The following is a 16740-nucleotide window of genomic DNA, read 5'->3' on the forward strand; positions in this document are numbered from 1 at the left end:
TAAGATGAAGCTAAAAAAATTAAAAAGCATACTTGCCTGTGTGCTTGTCTTATGTATGTTATTTGGTGTACAGTCTAATCTTGCTTTCGCACAGGAAAATGATGATACCATAGCGCAGGAAAATGTAGCTGACTCTACGACAGATGATACGACTGGTGCAACAACGGACGATACCAAAAATACAGACACAACGGGCGAAGATGATGTGAACACAAAAACAGAGAGCAGTTCTGAAATAATGAACCGTAGTATTGCGGAAACTGAACCAGAAGCAGAGATTACACCACAGTCCAATGATACTATACGCGGAAATTGTGGACCATATTCTATAAATGGATATACGAATACTGTGACGTGGAGACTTGACTCATCTACTTCAAGCGAAAACATGTATACTCTTATTATTTCTGGTTCTGGTCCTATGGGAGATGCGTATACTGGATATCCTAATAATATCAACAGCGGTGCACCAGAGTGGGATGCCTATTCTAACCAAATTGAAAAAGTTGTAATTGAAAGTGGAGTTACATCTGTAGGAGCGAAGTCTTTCAAAAACTATAAAAATCTGAAACTAGTAAGTTTGCCTTCTTCACTTCTTAGGATAGGTAAGGATTCTTTTTATGGCTCTGCTATTGCTTCAATTAATCTTCCTGAAAATTTAGAAACTATTGAAGAACAAGCTTTTTATAATAGTTCTTTGTCAGGAAGTCTTTCTGTTCCGAGTAGGGTTACTTCGATTCCCACCTATGCCTTTGGCAAAACAAATATTGAGGAGATAGTTTTCAAGGGAGCTATTACTGAAATCGGGACTTCAGCATTTCAGGAGTGTAAGTCGTTAAAAGAAATACAGTTGCCAAATACGATAACAACGATAGGAGCTCAGGCTTTTATGAACTGCAGCGACCTTACAAAGATTGCGCTTCCTGATAATTCAAACTTTATAAAAATAAACAAAGATACATTTAAAAACTGTTCGAAACTGTCTTCTCTTTTTATTCCTGATTCTGTTATTCAAATTGAGAACTCAGCATTTGAAGGATGTTCAAGTTTAGAAAAAGTGATACTGCCCAATCAACTCACTACATTCGGTTCTAAAGCGTTTTACGGAGCTTCTTCACTGGTAGCTGCCTACATCCCGTCGTCAGTAAAGAATATTCCTCAAGGAATAAATGCCAATAATCAGATATTTAAAGGAATGTCGTCGAACAGCGTGATTTATTTGGGCAATAAATCTTTAATTGCATTAATGCTACAGAATTCTGGTAATTTAGATTCGACATCAAATGGCTTTGATACAACTAAAACTGCTCTTGCGGTTACCAATGGCGGTACTTTTGCTGACGATACAGTATTTGAACAAGGAAAGCTGGCCGTCCCTTCTAAATCGGGTAGCATCTTTAAGGGCTGGTACACCAAAGACGGCACAAACAACGATTGGGGCGATAAAGTTACCATGCCAACAACAGGCGAAACCTACTACGCCAAGTGGATCGAACTGAAAACGGATGATGTTTCCATGGAGTATGGCTCTACTAAGGCGCTTCCGACCATTGCTGATGTCACTCTTTCCAACTGGGAATCCAGCGATAGAACCATTGTCTCTATTGAGGGTAAAAAGCTAAAGGCAAATAAGGTTGGTAAAACTACCATCACTGCCACTGCTACAGATGACCATGGCAGTACTGGAACCCTAACGGTCAATATAGAAGTAACTCCTATGAGAATTATCTATGGTTCACCAGATGAAACAGAAGACGGTCGGCCATATATTGTATATTCATTAAATGAAGATGGGACAGCACCTAAGATTAGTGATATTTTAGGATTCTATCCGGTAAAAGAGAAACATGGAGAATCTGGTACTTATGAAGCAGATACTTCTAAGTCAAAGATTACACTTAAACCTGGTATGGGAGCAGACGGCGATGTGGAATATACCTATGTAAATGATGTTAGTGATAACCAAATTACTACTGATACTTTACCAACTCATCCAACTGTTGATGAAAAGGGGAATCCTCATAGTATTCGTGTAAAAATGCAACTAAAGAATCCAAACTATCGTTTCACTACTGTTGGTACGAATTGGAAACCAGAAGATACAATTATATTATATGTCACTTGTTATGAAAAGGGTATGGTTGAGGTAGATATGTATCTTGAGGGAGATGAGAACCCATTAGACACCTTTGATGAGCGTCAAGAGTATGAATATACTGGTGAAGGCATTGTTCCTACTACGAGAGATTTAACTACCTTATATACCAAGGGTGAAACCACTACTAACACGATCACACAATTTACTGCTCATTTTCATGCAGTTGAGGAGGGAACAGCCTTTAGTGGTACACACTTAACTAAAGTTAAAAATACGGAACTGACTACAGATGCTTTAAAAGCAATCGCTCCAAAAGAATTAGGTGTCTACTCATTCGTTGTGAATGGATATAATAACTATACAAAGACTTATTGTTATGTATCACGTCGTTATAGAATTATTAAGGGTAGTCCAAAAGGATATCCTACATTTAATTTCATTGAAAGTGGAAAGACATTGTCAGATGTTCAACTCAGTGGAACAATGAAAAATAAGATTGGAAAAACAGTCACTGGAACATTTACGTGGGAAAATGGAACTCAAACGGTACAGGCTGGAACTGCCTATAAATGGACATTTACACCAGATGATAACGATCATTATGAGGTTGTTAATGGGGAAAGTATAGTATGCCCGATTCATCAGGTAATCTTTGATACAAATGGCGGTTCTAAAGTAAACGAAACAAATGCTGAATACAACAAGGAAATTAGTGAACCTGAAACAACTCGAGAAGGTTATCGCTTTGTTGGGTGGTATACGAATAAAGAATGTACAAAGGTATTTGATTTTAAGACACCGATTACGCAAGATATTACTTTATATGCAAAATGGAATGGCATTCCTACCATCAAAGCAAATGATGTAGTTTTAACCATTGGTGATAAATTCGACGCAAAGGCGAACGTTACGGCTACAGACAAAGAGGACGGAGATATTACAAAGAGCATTGAGGTTATTAGCAATAACGTAGATACTTCAAAAGCTGGAACATACAAAGTAATTTACAAGGCAACAGATAGTCAGGGAGCTTCCGTCACAAAGGCGATTACTGTTACCATCAAGGAAAAAGAAACACAAAAGCCAGCAACGGACACCAACAAGAAGCCAACTGGCACTGATACAGATAAGAAACCAGCAAATACGGATAAGCTGACAGCATCTGACAACCCTGAGACTGGCGATACCGCCAATATAACGGCATGGCTTGCGCTGATGATAGTTTCTCTTGGTCTGCTTGCTGGCTCATTTGCGGTAAGGAAATCACGTAAAAGCTGATAACCGTTGTGGGAGGGCTTTAATCGGCTCGTACAGACTATATGTTTTGTACGAGCTTTATTTCAGTATGACGGACATGCCCGTATTCTATAGTGAAAGTCCATTGTGGTAAAATGAGTGATTTTTAAATCATAAAACTACTTAAATATATAGTATCTATAAGGATATTAAAAATAGCAATCTGCGTGGCTCACATAGACTGGATCATAGAATCCAATCAGGATTTATATCGTCTGCTTTAGCCCTTTATATTCCATATCCGATTGCCACACAAAACACCCACACATTTTCTGCACCTGCCGCTTTCAAAGCTCTCGTACAGCTTTCCGCAGTGGCCCCTGTGGTATAAATATCATCTACCAAGAGGATTCTCTTTCCTTTCACCTCATCCGAAGCCCAGAAACTGTGTTCCATAGATACCAGACGCTCCCTTGGATTTAACGACTTCAGAGGCTTTGTATATTTGGTTCTAAACAGCACGCAGTCCCTGACCGGTACATGGAGCATTTCTCCAATGCCTTCTGCAAACAGCATCGCCTGGTTAAATCCCCGCTGTCTCTTTTTTCTCTTGTGGAGCGGAACAGGCAGTATCAGATCAATTCCCAAATCTCTCAGCCGCTTTAATTTCCTCTTTTTTATTTCCATAATATAAAAGTCTGCATACTCCTTATGATTTTGATATTTGATCGCCGCAAGGGAATCCCTCACTTCATCATTGTATACGCACAGTGCCATCCCTTTTTGAAATGTCTTCGGATGCTTTCTGCAGTCACTGCAGTATTCCGTTTCGTCTTTTTCAAGCGGTTTTCCACAGCAAAAACAGGCCGGCTCCTGCACAAAGACGACTCTCTGACAGCATTTTGGACAAATAAGACTTTGCTGGTTTTTTAAGATATGTTGACAGATCGGGCAGCGCCTCGGAAATAAGCAAGACAGGAATAAAGATAACATAAAAAATCCTTTCCGAAAGCAGGACGATTCCTTATATATGGATCATACCGCAAATCTTATAAAAAAACAATTCCTTGCATGCTCAAAAAAGTCCCGTATCTTTTCAGGATACGGAACTTTTCTGAGGATTTATTCATGATGGTATTATATTTGATTCTTAGATTTCTTTTTTCGCCTTTACAAGCGCCTGAAGCATTTCTTCAATCTTTCCTTTTCTGCTAGGAGCATTCAGGATTCCGCTTGTTCCGCCGCTTCCGTGAGCTCCACCCACTACGACTCTGTATACGTCATCCCCTGTGCTGACTCCGGCAGCCTGAATGATCTTGATATCAGGATTTACTGACTTCACTGCTTCATTTGTAGCTTCTATGTATGCGTCATCACTTGTGCTTCCTGTTCCGATCAGGCTGGTAGGTTCACAGATCATAACATCAGGTCCAAGCTCTGCAACCGCCCTTGTCTGTTCCACTGAATCTGAGCACACAATCGTGATCATATCCAGTTCATTTGCACGTTTGATGGTCTTATCCAGGTCACACATAGAAAGCGGATGCTCTGCGTGGTTTAAGATCACACCGTCCACTCCGGCTGCTTTCAGCGCATCCGGAAGGATGAATCCCATTCCTCTTCCCGGAACTAATCCGTCCATATGCTGTGTTGTAACGATCAGGTTCTTCGTCTCCTGTGCGATCTGTTTTAAGTCCACATGCTGTCCTGTAAAAATAATATCAATGTCATATTCCTCAGCAAGCTGGTCACAGACTTTTGCAAGCTCTAAGGATTCTTCTCCATAAATATATGCTTTCGGATTGACAATTAAAAATGGTACTCTCAATTCTTTCTTCATGCTCATGCCATCCCTTCTTATTCACCCATTACAATGATCTTGCATTTTCTTGTGCGGGCACGTGTGCGGTCAAAGTCTACAAAGTAAACATATCCGGTGGAACCGACGCCTAATTTTCCGTCTTCTACGTCAAATACCTGGCTGGAGCCGAGCATAGTAGCCTTCAGATGAGCATCACAGTTCCAGAGGGCTTTTCTGTCCCCGTCCGGAAGATATTCTGCAGCGTTCGGCCATGCCTCCACGGCCTCATAATGTTTTTCTCCCGGATAAATGTAGAGCTCTTTAGAATCCTGGTTCGGAATAATCTTTTCAAGTACATTGTTTAAGTCTTCCTGAAGGAACTCATCTCCTGCCTCATTGTAATCGTGTACAAATTCTTCAAAGAAAACAGAACAGGTTGTATGAGGTGAGATGACGGTGCAGGTTCCGCTCTTGATCCCGCTGTTTTTGATTGCTTCCTTTACCTGAGGGGTGATATCCAGGTAAGTCGGTGTCGTGCCATGAGAGTTCAGGCTGATTTGTTCTTTATATACGGTCATAATTGATTTTCCTCCTTACAGCTTGGAAATTAAGCTTCCCTTGTTTCAAATACTGCATAATAGTGTTCCAGACATTTCTGCATTCCCTGTTTTGACAATGCCTTTACATCCAGATACGTTTCCGGTTTATTATTGTCAATCTCCTCTTTTGCCGCCACTAACAGGTCAGAGAAGATATTGATTTTCGTAATTCCATTTGTTGCACAGCGGTTTAAGTTTTCATCTCCTGAAGAAGATCCTCCGTGAAGGACAAGCGGAGTGTCAACAGCCGCGGCGATTTCTTTCAGTCTGTCAAAATTAATTTCCGGAATGCCTTTGTACATTCCATGTGCTGTACCGATGGAGATTGCAAGTGAATCCACGCCTGTCTCCTCGGCAAACTTCTTTGCCTCTTCTACCGTTGTATACTGAGAATCTGATGTCTCATGGTTCTCATAGTTTTCACCGGCTCCTACATGACCAATCTCTGCTTCAACTACCACTCCTTTTGGATGTGCATAGTCAATGATTTCCTTAGTTTTTCTTACATTTTCTTCAAAAGTATCCTGTGAAGCGTCAATCATGACAGATGAAAATCCAAGATCGATTGCCTTTTTGATCACTTCCGGTGTAGTTCCGTGATCAAGATGAAGTACAACCGGTACTTTTGCTTCCTCGGCATATTTCTTTCCTACCAAAGCAGCGTCTTCTAATGTAATGTTTTCTCCGATATGTGCCTCAGCCAGTGCAAGGATCAGCGGGAGATTATGTCTTTCGGCTGTTTCCACATGCCAGCGGAGAGACTCAAGATCAATAAAGTTTGGTGCAGGGATCGCGAATTTCCCTTCCTGCGCTTTTTTAAACAGTTCCTTTGAAGTTACAAGCATCTTCTCTTTCCTCCTTAATTGAGAATGTCTCAAAGGTCAGGTCCGTCAAACGAACACAGACCTCCGGGACATCTTCTTTCTGTTCCTAGCTGTTAAACTATAAAACGTTTCTTCCGTACATTGCGTCCTGCTCTTTTCTCAGCTGGTAGATCAGCGTAGACTTATCTAATTCCACATCATCGTATGTCAAAAGTTCACCCTTCTTCACATCTCTCTTCATCACTGCCTTGTTTGTCACAAGTCCAAACGGTACGTATCCCTTCGCATCAGATTCTTTTGCTTCCGCGATAGATCCGTGTGTTGTGAATCCTCCGATTCCGTCGATAGTCTGGCCTGCTTTCAGGTCGATCTTCGCTCTTGTGATACACTCTGATACTAATCCGTCGATCGGTACACAGGTCACTTCTCCGTCGATAACTGCTTTCGCTACCGTAAGCGGTGTCTCTAAGTTACATAAGTGGTATGGACGGTATAAGGTCCAGAGCGGTCCAGGTCCCATGCTGTGGTATGCCATCTGGTATGCGATCTCTTCGTTCGGTGTGGATACGGTTACGAACACTCCAGGAGCAACTCCGTTTACATACTCTACAACTCCATGTTTGTTTAAGATTCCGCCGTCTTTTTTAAGCTTCAGGATATCATTTAACTCTTTGATGCCTTCGGTTCCCGGAGAAGTCTGTGGTCCGTGTCCTCCGATCACATCCGGTACCAGTCCTGTGTAGTTGGACATTGCGGTCATCTCTACCATCGTCTTTGTTCCGTCTTTGAATGCGCAGAGCATCTTGGGGCTCATGACTCTTCTGGTTGCTTCTTCTAATACGGTATCCGGGTTACAGTCATAGTCCAGTTTATTGTTCTTTCCTTTACCCATGACTTCTACATTCATTCCCATGGCTTTCGCAAAGCTGTAAAGTTCCATGACAGCTCCCGGCTCATCTCCTGCGGAACCTGTATAGATAACCCCTTCTTTTTCTGCCATCTTCTTTAAGTAAGGTCCGATGACTACGTCAGTCTCAACGTTCAGCATAACCACATGCTTTTTGTTCTTCATTGCGTCAGTTGCGACTTTTGCACCTACATCCGGCACTCCAGTTGCGTCGATGGCACACTCTACTAAGTTCGCCTGGGATACGAAGTTTGCATCTTCACAAGCTACATATTTCCCTGCTTCCATAGCTGCGTTTGCATCAGCAAGAGTTTTTGCCACTGCAATATCATCATCTTTTACACCTGCATATTTGAATGCATTGACTGCGTTTTCTACTTTAATGTCGGAAACGATGGCCGGCATCATACCGTTCATCAAAACCATCTGGGTTACCATTCCGCGTCCCATCTGGCCGGCTCCTACGATACCGGTTTTAATAATCTGTCCATCTTCCTGTCTTTTGATAAGTTTTTGGTCCATGTTTAACATAACATCAATCTCCTTAAATTCTATGTATGATTGTTAGATTGTTACCTGATTTCAATTGTGCCGCCGGCTTTCAAGTCCTCCGGCAGCAGTGCATTGCCTTCCAGCATAATGCATCCCGGGCGTTCTGCCTCGGTTCCGCCCTTAAAGCTTAATGTACAATGTCCAAGTTCCTTTAAGGTATGCGGTGCTTCACTGCCCACAGCGCTGATCTTAAAATCTTTGCCGCAGATCGTCATGGTATCTCCTGCCGCAGGTTCTTCTGTAAGTTCCGCCTTTGTATGTAAAACTGACAGTTCAGCAAGTTCCGGCGGAGCATCTTCATTAAAGATAATGATAAAGTTCATATCGGCATCCGAGAGAAACGCTAATGCGTCCGGCCCTAAGCCTGTGATGGTTGACTGATATTTCATATGTTCGTCTCTACCCTCCATTTTTGGTTCTATATTTCTTAATACATTCCAATACTGAATGCAAATGCGATCAATACGGCCAAAGGTCCGGTTACGATCCTTGAGAACAGCACTGCCGGAACACCCATCTCAATGGTCTGCGGTTCTGATTCTCCGAGACTCAGTCCAACCGGTACGAAGTCGGCACCAACCTGTGCATCGATAGCAAACAATGCCGGCAGTGCATACTGCGGCGGGATGTTTCCAAGAGCAAACTGTGCTCCCAAAAGAGTTCCGACTACCTGTGCGATAACGGCTCCAGGCCCCAAAATCGGGGATAAGAACGGCAGGGCACACACGAAAGAGATACCAAGCATTCCAGGCAGGGTACTGCACAGTGGGGAGATCGTCTTTGCGATGACATTTCCAAGTCCGCTGGCACTGATGATACCCAGAAGGGTACTTGTAAATGCCATGAATGGAAGCACGTTTTTGATGATCATCTCGATGGTCTCACGGCCGGCCTGGAAAAACTTGCTGACTACGTTTCCAACGCCTTTTCCGATCTTGACGATGATTCCTTCTTTTTTGCCGCTGTTTGCAGCGGCGATCTCTTCTTTCGCCCGGTCTTTGCTTTTCGGTTCATCTGCTGCAGCCGGTTTTGTCGAAGCTGCGTCTCCTTTATAATCAGATTCAAAGATATTTTTCTCTGTTACTGCAGAGACGTAAATCTCGGGAGTGATAAACTGTGCGAGCGGTCCTGCCTGCCCTACCGGCATCAGGTTGACGGTAAAGATACCTTTTTTCGGATAAACGCCGCATCTTGCGGTTCCTCCGCAGTCTACTACCGCTACCAGCACTTCTTCGTCCGGCGCCGTTGTCTTAAATCCGTCTAACGCTTCTCCGCCGGTCATATCTGCGATCTTCTGAGCTACCGGGTGGATTCCTCCGCCGGTTACACTTAAGATCTTGTGGCATTTTTCAGTTGCGGTGATTGTTAATGGTCCACCCCATCCGCCGTCTCCGGCCTTGATTGTAATTGTTTTATACATACTGGATCCCCCTTTCCGTTACTTGCTTGCTTTTCCGGTCATTCTGAAGTAGATCTGCTCTGTCAGCAATCCGCGGATCAGAATAACGATCACACCGACGATAAAGTATCTCACGGCAAGTCCTCCGATAGACAGGCCGAGCTTCGTGATACCGGCTGAGATACCGGTGTATACGAACAGTTCGCCGGGGTTTGCATGTGGAAAAAGTCCGGTAACAGGATGTACAAAACTTACACAGGAGTCATAATAAGCAGGTTTATATTTTTCATCTACGAAACGTCCGAAGGTATAGCACATCGGGTTTCCCAAGAAGAGCACCGCGATGATCGGAAGCAGTGTATAGCGAAGTACTGCAAATCTGGTCAGCTTCTGTGCGAAGCGTTCCACCCTCTCCTCTCCGATCAGCTTGATCACTGAGTTAACGGCTGTCATCAGGCAGACAACCAGCGGGATGATTCCGGTAACCCATCCCATAAATGTGGTGCCGCCCTCCTGGAATAGCTTAATAAATCCGTTGGCAGCGTTAGATATAATTTCCATATCTTTTCCTCCTTCTTACTAAATTGATTTGATCTATATATAGAAGAAACTAGCAGATGAATTTTGAAGAAAAGGAAAACCGATTATTGTTTCCGGGCCCTTAGAAACTTGCATAAGTTTTACTCCCTCTTCAGCCGTTCTATATATCTTGATTCAGATTACAAGGTATTTCCCTGAAATCTCATATCCAAAGCTTCTAAAGCTCTGATATATCCTTTGTAATATTTTCGTTTCTTTTTCTCAAAGTTTCTGACTTCGTCAAGGTACTCATAAATACTCGTTCCGACGAGTTTCTTTCCCAGAAACTCAGAGATTGGTTTGAACTTTGTCAGGAAGCTTAATCCTTCCATGATCTCCCCGCCGGTGATCACTCCGTTCTGGTCACAGGCGATCATCACAATGTTTCCTGAAAGCAGCCTTCCTTTCTTCTGGCCGATCCCGACATTCCCAAGCTTATGTACCCTCCTTACCGCTCTGCGGTAATCCTTCACCTGAAAATATCCCCCGACAGCCTGAACAACAAACAATACGAAAATTACTAATAAAAAAACTGAAATACCATTCATACAGTTTGGCTCCTTTCATTTAACGTTCAGTGGTGGATCCTTCATCTTTTGTTTTGTCTCATCCTTGACAGTTACATATGTGCTTGTTAATTACTTTTGTTAACTTCATTATAATTACTTTACATATGTTCGTCAATACTAAAATATATTTTTTCACAAAAACCTTGAAAACTCTGAATAAATGACTTATAATCCTCTTATCATATAGTTACATATGTGCCTTAACAATTTCATGATCGGGAGGTTACCCTATGAAAAAGAAAGAAAATGCAGATAATATGCTGGACAAGATGGTTCTGGTTGCAACGCTGTATTATAAGAACAAGCTGTCCCAGCAGGAAATTGCAAAAAAATTAAGTATATCAAGGCCTTGGGTCTCCAAGCTTTTATCCAGGGCAGAAGACCTTGGCATCGTAAAGATAGAAATCAATTCCCCTGTAACCGGAAACAGCCAGCTTGAGGAAGCATTAAAAGAAAAATATGGCTTAAGTTATGCAGGCGTCATCAGCACAAAAGATCAAAACAGAGATTATGTGGCACAGGCTGCCGCGGATTACTTCATCTCACAGCTGAAGCCAAAGGACATTGTTGGTGTGGGCTGGGGAAATGCCGTGTCCCGTTTCATTAAAGAACTTCATCCTATCAGCTTTCCGGATGTACAGACTGTCCCTCTGGCCGGGAGCTTCGGTGAATCCTTCGAGGCGCTTCCCACCTATAACACTCTCCAGCTGGCAAATACCATCGGCGGAACCGCAAAAATGCTTCATATCCCTGCCTTCTGTTCTTCCAAAGAGGAATATGAAACCCTGATCTCCAATGAACACACAAGACAGATCCTGAATTTAGGTGAACATGCGGATATTCTTCTCATGGGTCTGGGAAGTTTTGAATCAACGATTCTCACCTGCTACAACATTTTGAATGATCAGGAGATCGCGGAGCTGAAAGCCGCACACGCCATCGGTGATGTGGCCCTTCAGTTTCTCACCAGAGAAGGTGAAACCGTAGAGACCGAGGCAACAAAACACCTGATTAAGGCAGATATATTTAAAGCTGCCAAAAATGCGCGTGTTTCCATCGGGGTAGCCGACGGACTGCACAAAGTACAGATCATAGACGCCGCATTGTCATTAAACCTGGTCAATTCCTTCTTTACAGACGAAGAAACCGCTTTGGCGCTCGTATAAAAGATAGTAAAAGGAGCCTTAATGTGAGGCTCCTTTTATTTATGTAGAGATTACAGAACGTTTCTTCCGTACATAGCATCCTGCTCTTTTCTCAGCTGGTAGATCAGCGTAGATTTATCTAATTCCACATCATCGTATGTCAAAAGTTCACCCTTCTTCACATCTCTCTTCATCACTGCCTTGTTTGTCACAAGTCCAAACGGTACGTATCCCTTCGCATCAGATTCTTTTGCTTCCGCGATAGATCCGTGTGTTGTGAATCCTCCGATTCCGTCGATAGTCTGGCCTGCTTTCAGGTCGATCTTCGCTCTTGTGATACACTCAGATACAAGCCCGTCGATCGGCACACAGGTAACCTCTCCGTCGATGACTGCTTTCGCTACCGTAAGCGGTGTCTCTAAGTTACATAAGTGGTATGGACGGTATAAGGTCCAGAGCGGTCCGGGTCCCATGCTGTGGTATGCCATCTGGTATGCGATCTCTTCGTTCGGTGTAGACACTGTTACGAATACTCCGGGCGCAACTCCGTTTACATACTCTACAACTCCATGTTTGTTTAAGATTCCGCCGTCTTTTTTAAGCTTCAGGATATCATTTAACTCTTTGATTCCTTCGGTTCCTGGAGAAGTCTGTGGTCCGTGTCCTCCGATGACATCAGGAACCAGTCCTGTGTAGTTAGACATGGCTGTCATCTCTACCATGGTCTTTGTTCCGTCTTTGAATGCGCAGAGCATCTTCGGACTCATGACTCTTCTGGTTGCTTCTTCTAATACAGTATCCGGGTTGCAGTCATAGTCAAGTTTGTTGTTCTTTCCTTTACCCATGACTTCTACGTTCATTCCCATGGCTTTTGCGAAGCTGTAAAGTTCCATAACAGCTCCCGGCTCATCTCCTGCGGAACCTGTATAGATGACACCTTCTTTTGCTGCCAGTTTCTTTAAGTATGGCCCGATAACTACATCGGTCTCAACGTTCAGCATAACCACATGCTTTTTGTTCTTCATTGCGTCAGTTGCGACTTTTGCACCTACATCCGGCACTCCAGTTGCGTCGATGGCACACTCTACTAAGTTCGCCTGGGATACGAAGTTTGCATCTTCACAAGCTACATATTTTCCTGCTTCCATTGCTGCATTGGCATCTGCGAGAGTTTTTGCCACAGCGATGTCGTCTTCTTTTACACCGGCATATTTAAATGCGTTCACTGCATTTTCAACTTTGATATCAGATACGATGGCCGGCATCATACCGTTCATCAAAACCATCTGGGTTACCATTCCGCGTCCCATCTGGCCGGCTCCTACGATACCAGTTTTAATGATCTGTCCATCTTCCTGTCTCTTGATCAGTTTTTTGTCCATGTTTAACATAATGTCTATCTCCTTTTATAAAACTAAAACAACTCTTAATTAACAGATTTCAATCGTTCCGCCGGCCCGAAGGTCTGCCTCTGTGAGTTTATTTCCTTCCAGCATGATGCATCCCGGTCGTTCCGCCTCACTGCCCCCTTTAAAACTCAGGGTACAGTGTCCTAACTCTGCCAAAGTGTGGGGAGCTTCGCTGCCCACGGCGCTGATCTTAAACTCTTTGCCGCAGATCGTCATTGTATCGCCCACTTCCGGTACAGCCCTTAATTCTGCCTTCGTATGCAGGACAGAAAGTTCTGCCAGTTCAGGCGGTGCATCTTCATTAAAAATGATGATAAAGTTCATGTCATCATCGGCCAGAAACGCCAAAGCGTCCGGTCCCAGACCTGTGATGGTTGACTGGTATTTCATATGTTTCTTTCTACCTCCGTTTTTTAGTACATTCCGATACTGAATGCGAATGCGATCAATACGGCCAAAGGTCCGGTTACGATCCTTGAGAACAGCACAGCTGGAACACCCATTTCAATGGTCTCCGGCTCTGATTCTCCAAGACTCAGTCCAACCGGCACGAAGTCAGCTCCTACCTGCGCATCGATGGCAAACAGGGCCGGCAGCGCATACTGGGCTGGGATGTTTCCAAGCGCGAACTGGGCTCCCAAAAGGGTTCCTACTACCTGCGCGATGACAGCTCCAGGTCCCAGGATCGGTGACAGGAACGGCAGCGCACATACAAAGGAGATTCCCAGCATTCCCGGTAAGGTACTGCACAGTGGGGAGATCGTCTTTGCGATGACATTTCCAAGTCCGCTGGCACTGATGATCCCCAGAAGGGTACTCGTAAATGCCATAAATGGAAGCACGTTTTTGATGATCATCTCAATGGTCTCACGTCCAGCCTGGAAGAACTTGCTGACTACGTTTCCAACGCCTTTTCCGATCTTGACGATGATTCCTTCTTTCTTGCCGCTGTTTGCAGCTGCGATCTCTTCTTTCGCCTGGTCTTTGGATTTCGGCCCGTCCTCTGCGGCTGCCGGTTTGGCTGTCTCTGTAACACCTTTATAGTCAGATTCCACGATACATTTTTCTGTCACTGCGGATACGTAGATCTCCGGTGTGATAAACTGTGCAAGCGGTCCTGCCTGCCCTACCGGCATCAGGTTGACGGTAAAGATACCTTTCTTTGGGTAAACGCCGCATCTTGCGGTTCCTCCGCAGTCTACTACCGCTACCAGCACTTCCTCGTCCGGCGCTGTTGTCTTAAATCCGTCTAACGCTTCCCCGCCGGTCATGTCTGCAATTTTCTGTGCCACCGGATGAATTCCTCCGCCGGTTACACTTAAAATTTTATGGCATTTTTCAGTTGCAGTAATTGTCAGGGGGCCTCCCCAACCGCCGTCTCCGGCTTTAATCGTAATTGTTTTATACATACTCTTTCCTCCTCCCACAGATTATTTGTTTGCTTTTCCAGTCATTCTGAAGTAAATCTGTTCCGTCAGCAATCCGCGGATCAGAATGACGATCACACCGACGATAAAGTATCTCACGGCAAGTCCTCCAATGGACAGACCGAGCTTCGTGATACCGGCTGAGATACCGGTGTATACGAACAGTTCGCCGGGGTTTGCATGTGGGAAAAGTCCGGTAACCGGGTGTACAAAACTTACACAGGAGTCATAATAAGCAGGTTTATATTTTTCTTCTACGAAACGTCCGAAGGTATAGCACATCGGGTTTCCCAAGAACAGCACCGCGATGATTGGAAGCAGTGTATAGCGAAGTACTGCAAATCTGGTCAGCTTCTGTGCGAAGCGTTCCACCCTCTCCTCTCCGATCAGCTTGATCACTGAGTTAACGGCTGTCATCAGGCAGACAACCAGCGGGATGATTCCGGTAACCCATCCCATAAATGTGGTACCGCCCTCCTGGAATAGCTTAATAAATCCGTTGGCAGCGTTAGATATGATTTCCATATTTTCTCCTCCTTCTTAATTGAAATATATCAATTTTTCCTATATATATAAAATATTGTCAGACAAAATTTCCAAAAAAGAAAAACCAATCTAAAACATGCTTTTGGGCCCTCAAAACAAGTTCAGTCAGTCTTCTTTTTGCAATCTTGTCAGTCTATATATATATTCCAAAGTAATACTAAAGGGTCGTTCCCTGAAGCCGCATATCCAGAGCCTCCAGTGCCCGGATATATCCTTTGTAATATTTTCTTCTTTTCTTATCCATTCCCCGGAATACATCCAGGTGCTCATAAATACTCGTCCCTACCATCTCCTTATCGAGAATTTTGGAAATGGGCTTAAACTTCGTGAGAAAACTTAGTCCCTCCATGATTTCTCCGCCTGTGATGATCCCACTGCTGTCGCACGCGATCATTACAATATTCCCCGAGAGAAATCTTCCCTTCTTCTGGCCGATCCCGACGTTTCCAAGCTGATGAACTCTCCTCACCGCCCTGCGGTAATCCTTCACCTGAAAATATCCTCCGACAGCCTGAACAACAAACAATACAAAGATAACTAATAAAAACACCGAAATTCCCTGCATCTTTAAATGTACCCCTTTCTCATAACAGCTTCTCAGCACATTCGTTATTTGTGATCAGCATATTGACATATCCTCCGCGTATGGCTCCCTTTACGGCTTCGGCCCGGTTGGCTCCGCCTGCGATGGCAATACGGTTTCTGATCTTTTTGATCATAGGAAATGTCATTCCTGCAACTCTCTCATTAAACTGCTGAAACGGTTCCGCATTCCCTTCTTTGTCAAAGAACTGAAGGGCAATGTCCCCTGCAACTCCCTGCTTAACATACTGATCCATCTCCTCCTTGGTCAGATAACCCGCCTGAATGAGCGTGGAGCCTCCGCTTTCCGGGATACCCACTCCCATGACAATAGTGTCCAGCTTCTTGAAGTCTTCAAAGATATAGTTCACAGATTTCTCTTTCAAAAAGTACTCCATGACCTTCCGTTCAGAAAAAACCGCAGGTGTAAGGAACTGGGTGTAAGTCCCGCCGAATTTCTTTGCAAATTCCTTTGCGATCTGGTTGGCCTGCACGTCTACTTTGGAAACGGTTCCCTGGCTTACTCCACCGAGGATCGGGACAAACATATAGTGATTCTCCTTAGAAAATGCACGGTTGGTGCGGGCTACGTTGTGCAGGGTGAATCCCATAGAAACACCTATGTAATCCCCGTCCTTAAAATACTGTGAAAGAAACAGTGCCGCCTTCTCATACAGCCTGGAAATCGAATCTGTCTTTGTGTCCAGCGGGCTGCTTTCCACTACCACAACTTCCTTTAAACCATATTTCCGTTCCAATGCCTTTTCCAGCTTGCCATACGAAAACTGTACCGGATTGATGACTTCGACTCTTACGATCCCGCTTTCCTTGCCTTTCTGAAGCATTCTTGAAACCGTTGCTCTGGAAATCCCAAGGTAATCGCTGATATCCTGCTGCTTCATATCATCTTCATAATATAAGCTGCAGCATTTGTAAATCAATCTCCAATCATCCACTATCTTTTTCATATGTTTTCTCCTGTTTGTATTAATGTCCATCCCATGATGCCATAGATTGTATTAATTATCATGCAATAACTCTATCAAAATCTTAAATCTTTATCAATG

Annotated in this window: 17 protein-coding genes; 2 read left to right on the forward strand and 15 right to left on the reverse strand. The window is 43.8% G+C overall.

Translation table 11 applies throughout. The features are described from left to right. Window positions 1-4: 4 nt before the first annotated feature. Complete coding sequence (locus tag P8F77_RS17305; RefSeq protein ID WP_024729219.1) at window positions 5-3376, forward strand: leucine-rich repeat protein; 3372 nt, start codon at window positions 5-7, stop codon at window positions 3374-3376. A 246-nt stretch (window positions 3377-3622) separates the two neighbouring features. Here the strand turns inward: P8F77_RS17305 and P8F77_RS17310 are convergent, their stop codons facing one another. The 9 genes from P8F77_RS17310 to P8F77_RS17350 all read right to left on the reverse strand — a co-directional run bounded on the left by P8F77_RS17310 (window position 3623) and on the right by P8F77_RS17350 (window position 10543). Then, window positions 3623-4327 carry a ComF family protein gene (locus P8F77_RS17310; RefSeq protein ID WP_024729218.1) on the reverse strand — a complete coding sequence of 235 codons (705 nt, stop codon included), beginning with the start codon at window positions 4325-4327 and terminating at the stop codon, window positions 3623-3625. A gap of 157 nt (window positions 4328-4484) precedes the next feature. After that, entirely contained in the window at window positions 4485-5180 is a 696-nt protein-coding gene (locus tag P8F77_RS17315) for a triose-phosphate isomerase (RefSeq protein WP_330675580.1), read from the reverse strand. 11 nt (window positions 5181-5191) lie between these two features. Then, window positions 5192-5713 (reverse strand): YjbQ family protein, encoded by a 522-nt coding sequence (locus tag P8F77_RS17320; RefSeq protein WP_024729216.1) that lies wholly within the window; start codon window positions 5711-5713, stop codon window positions 5192-5194. 29 nt (window positions 5714-5742) lie between these two features. After that, a complete protein-coding gene (locus tag P8F77_RS17325) occupies window positions 5743-6579 on the reverse strand; it encodes a class II fructose-bisphosphate aldolase (protein WP_024729215.1) in 837 nt (278 codons plus the stop codon). 97 nt (window positions 6580-6676) lie between these two features. Then, window positions 6677-7996 (reverse strand): NAD(P)-dependent oxidoreductase, encoded by a 1320-nt coding sequence (locus P8F77_RS17330; protein ID WP_095142898.1) that lies wholly within the window; start codon window positions 7994-7996, stop codon window positions 6677-6679. A gap of 41 nt (window positions 7997-8037) precedes the next feature. Further along, a complete protein-coding gene (locus P8F77_RS17335; protein WP_024729213.1) occupies window positions 8038-8406 on the reverse strand; it encodes a PTS glucitol/sorbitol transporter subunit IIA in 369 nt (122 codons plus the stop codon). Window positions 8407-8444: 38 nt separating this feature from the next. After that, entirely contained in the window at window positions 8445-9437 is a 993-nt protein-coding gene (locus P8F77_RS17340; RefSeq protein ID WP_024729212.1) for a PTS glucitol/sorbitol transporter subunit IIB, read from the reverse strand. Between the two features lie 18 nt (window positions 9438-9455). Further along, the gene (locus P8F77_RS17345; protein ID WP_024729211.1) at window positions 9456-9977 is read right to left on the reverse strand and encodes a PTS glucitol/sorbitol transporter subunit IIC; all 522 of its coding nucleotides are present in this window, start codon (window positions 9975-9977) and stop codon (window positions 9456-9458) included. 158 nt (window positions 9978-10135) lie between these two features. Then, window positions 10136-10543 carry a transcriptional regulator GutM gene (locus P8F77_RS17350; RefSeq protein WP_024729210.1) on the reverse strand — a complete coding sequence of 136 codons (408 nt, stop codon included), beginning with the start codon at window positions 10541-10543 and terminating at the stop codon, window positions 10136-10138. A gap of 251 nt (window positions 10544-10794) precedes the next feature. Between P8F77_RS17350 and P8F77_RS17355 the strand changes: the two genes are divergently transcribed. Further along, window positions 10795-11730: a sugar-binding domain-containing protein gene (locus P8F77_RS17355; protein WP_024729209.1), complete on the forward strand. Its 936-nt coding sequence runs from the start codon at window positions 10795-10797 to the stop codon at window positions 11728-11730. A gap of 50 nt (window positions 11731-11780) precedes the next feature. Here the strand turns inward: P8F77_RS17355 and P8F77_RS17360 are convergent, their stop codons facing one another. The 6 genes from P8F77_RS17360 to P8F77_RS17385 form a co-directional block, all read right to left on the reverse strand. After that, on the reverse strand, window positions 11781-13100 hold the full coding sequence (locus tag P8F77_RS17360; protein WP_095143023.1) for an NAD(P)-dependent oxidoreductase: 1320 nt from the start codon (window positions 13098-13100) through the stop codon (window positions 11781-11783). A gap of 39 nt (window positions 13101-13139) precedes the next feature. Then, on the reverse strand, window positions 13140-13508 hold the full coding sequence (locus P8F77_RS17365) for a PTS glucitol/sorbitol transporter subunit IIA (protein WP_024729207.1): 369 nt from the start codon (window positions 13506-13508) through the stop codon (window positions 13140-13142). Between the two features lie 23 nt (window positions 13509-13531). Beyond that, entirely contained in the window at window positions 13532-14527 is a 996-nt protein-coding gene (locus tag P8F77_RS17370; RefSeq protein ID WP_024729206.1) for a PTS glucitol/sorbitol transporter subunit IIB, read from the reverse strand. 21 nt (window positions 14528-14548) lie between these two features. Next, window positions 14549-15070, reverse strand: a complete 522-nt coding sequence (locus P8F77_RS17375) for a PTS glucitol/sorbitol transporter subunit IIC (protein ID WP_024729205.1) — start codon at window positions 15068-15070, stop codon at window positions 14549-14551. Window positions 15071-15248: 178 nt separating this feature from the next. Continuing rightward, window positions 15249-15695 carry a transcriptional regulator GutM gene (locus P8F77_RS17380; protein WP_347256209.1) on the reverse strand — a complete coding sequence of 149 codons (447 nt, stop codon included), beginning with the start codon at window positions 15693-15695 and terminating at the stop codon, window positions 15249-15251. Further along, window positions 15676-16641, reverse strand: coding sequence for a sugar-binding transcriptional regulator (locus P8F77_RS17385; protein WP_024729203.1), 966 nt, complete (start codon window positions 16639-16641; stop codon window positions 15676-15678). Before P8F77_RS17385 ends, P8F77_RS17380 begins: the two co-directional genes overlap by 20 nt. Window positions 16642-16740: the final 99 nt, after the last annotated feature.

It is taken from the genome of Anaerostipes sp. PC18, from assembly GCF_039789045.1.
In the GTDB taxonomy this organism is placed as follows: domain Bacteria; phylum Bacillota; class Clostridia; order Lachnospirales; family Lachnospiraceae; genus Anaerostipes; species Anaerostipes hominis.

Coding starts and splice junctions, on each gene's coding strand:
- P8F77_RS17305 (WP_024729219.1), top strand. CDS start 5: ATGAAGCTAAAAAAATTAAAAAGCATACTTGCCTGTGTGCTTGTCTTA.
- P8F77_RS17310 (WP_024729218.1), bottom strand. CDS start 4,327: ATGTTATCTTTATTCCTGTCTTGCTTATTTCCGAGGCGCTGCCCGATC.
- P8F77_RS17315 (WP_330675580.1), bottom strand. CDS start 5,180: ATGAGCATGAAGAAAGAATTGAGAGTACCATTTTTAATTGTCAATCCG.
- P8F77_RS17320 (WP_024729216.1), bottom strand. CDS start 5,713: ATGACCGTATATAAAGAACAAATCAGCCTGAACTCTCATGGCACGACA.
- P8F77_RS17325 (WP_024729215.1), bottom strand. CDS start 6,579: ATGCTTGTAACTTCAAAGGAACTGTTTAAAAAAGCGCAGGAAGGGAAA.
- P8F77_RS17330 (WP_095142898.1), bottom strand. CDS start 7,996: ATGTTAAACATGGACCAAAAACTTATCAAAAGACAGGAAGATGGACAG.
- P8F77_RS17335 (WP_024729213.1), bottom strand. CDS start 8,406: ATGAAATATCAGTCAACCATCACAGGCTTAGGGCCGGACGCATTAGCG.
- P8F77_RS17340 (WP_024729212.1), bottom strand. CDS start 9,437: ATGTATAAAACAATTACAATCAAGGCCGGAGACGGCGGATGGGGTGGA.
- P8F77_RS17345 (WP_024729211.1), bottom strand. CDS start 9,977: ATGGAAATTATATCTAACGCTGCCAACGGATTTATTAAGCTATTCCAG.
- P8F77_RS17350 (WP_024729210.1), bottom strand. CDS start 10,543: ATGAATGGTATTTCAGTTTTTTTATTAGTAATTTTCGTATTGTTTGTT.
- P8F77_RS17355 (WP_024729209.1), top strand. CDS start 10,795: ATGAAAAAGAAAGAAAATGCAGATAATATGCTGGACAAGATGGTTCTG.
- P8F77_RS17360 (WP_095143023.1), bottom strand. CDS start 13,100: ATGTTAAACATGGACAAAAAACTGATCAAGAGACAGGAAGATGGACAG.
- P8F77_RS17365 (WP_024729207.1), bottom strand. CDS start 13,508: ATGAAATACCAGTCAACCATCACAGGTCTGGGACCGGACGCTTTGGCG.
- P8F77_RS17370 (WP_024729206.1), bottom strand. CDS start 14,527: ATGTATAAAACAATTACGATTAAAGCCGGAGACGGCGGTTGGGGAGGC.
- P8F77_RS17375 (WP_024729205.1), bottom strand. CDS start 15,070: ATGGAAATCATATCTAACGCTGCCAACGGATTTATTAAGCTATTCCAG.
- P8F77_RS17385 (WP_024729203.1), bottom strand. CDS start 16,641: ATGAAAAAGATAGTGGATGATTGGAGATTGATTTACAAATGCTGCAGC.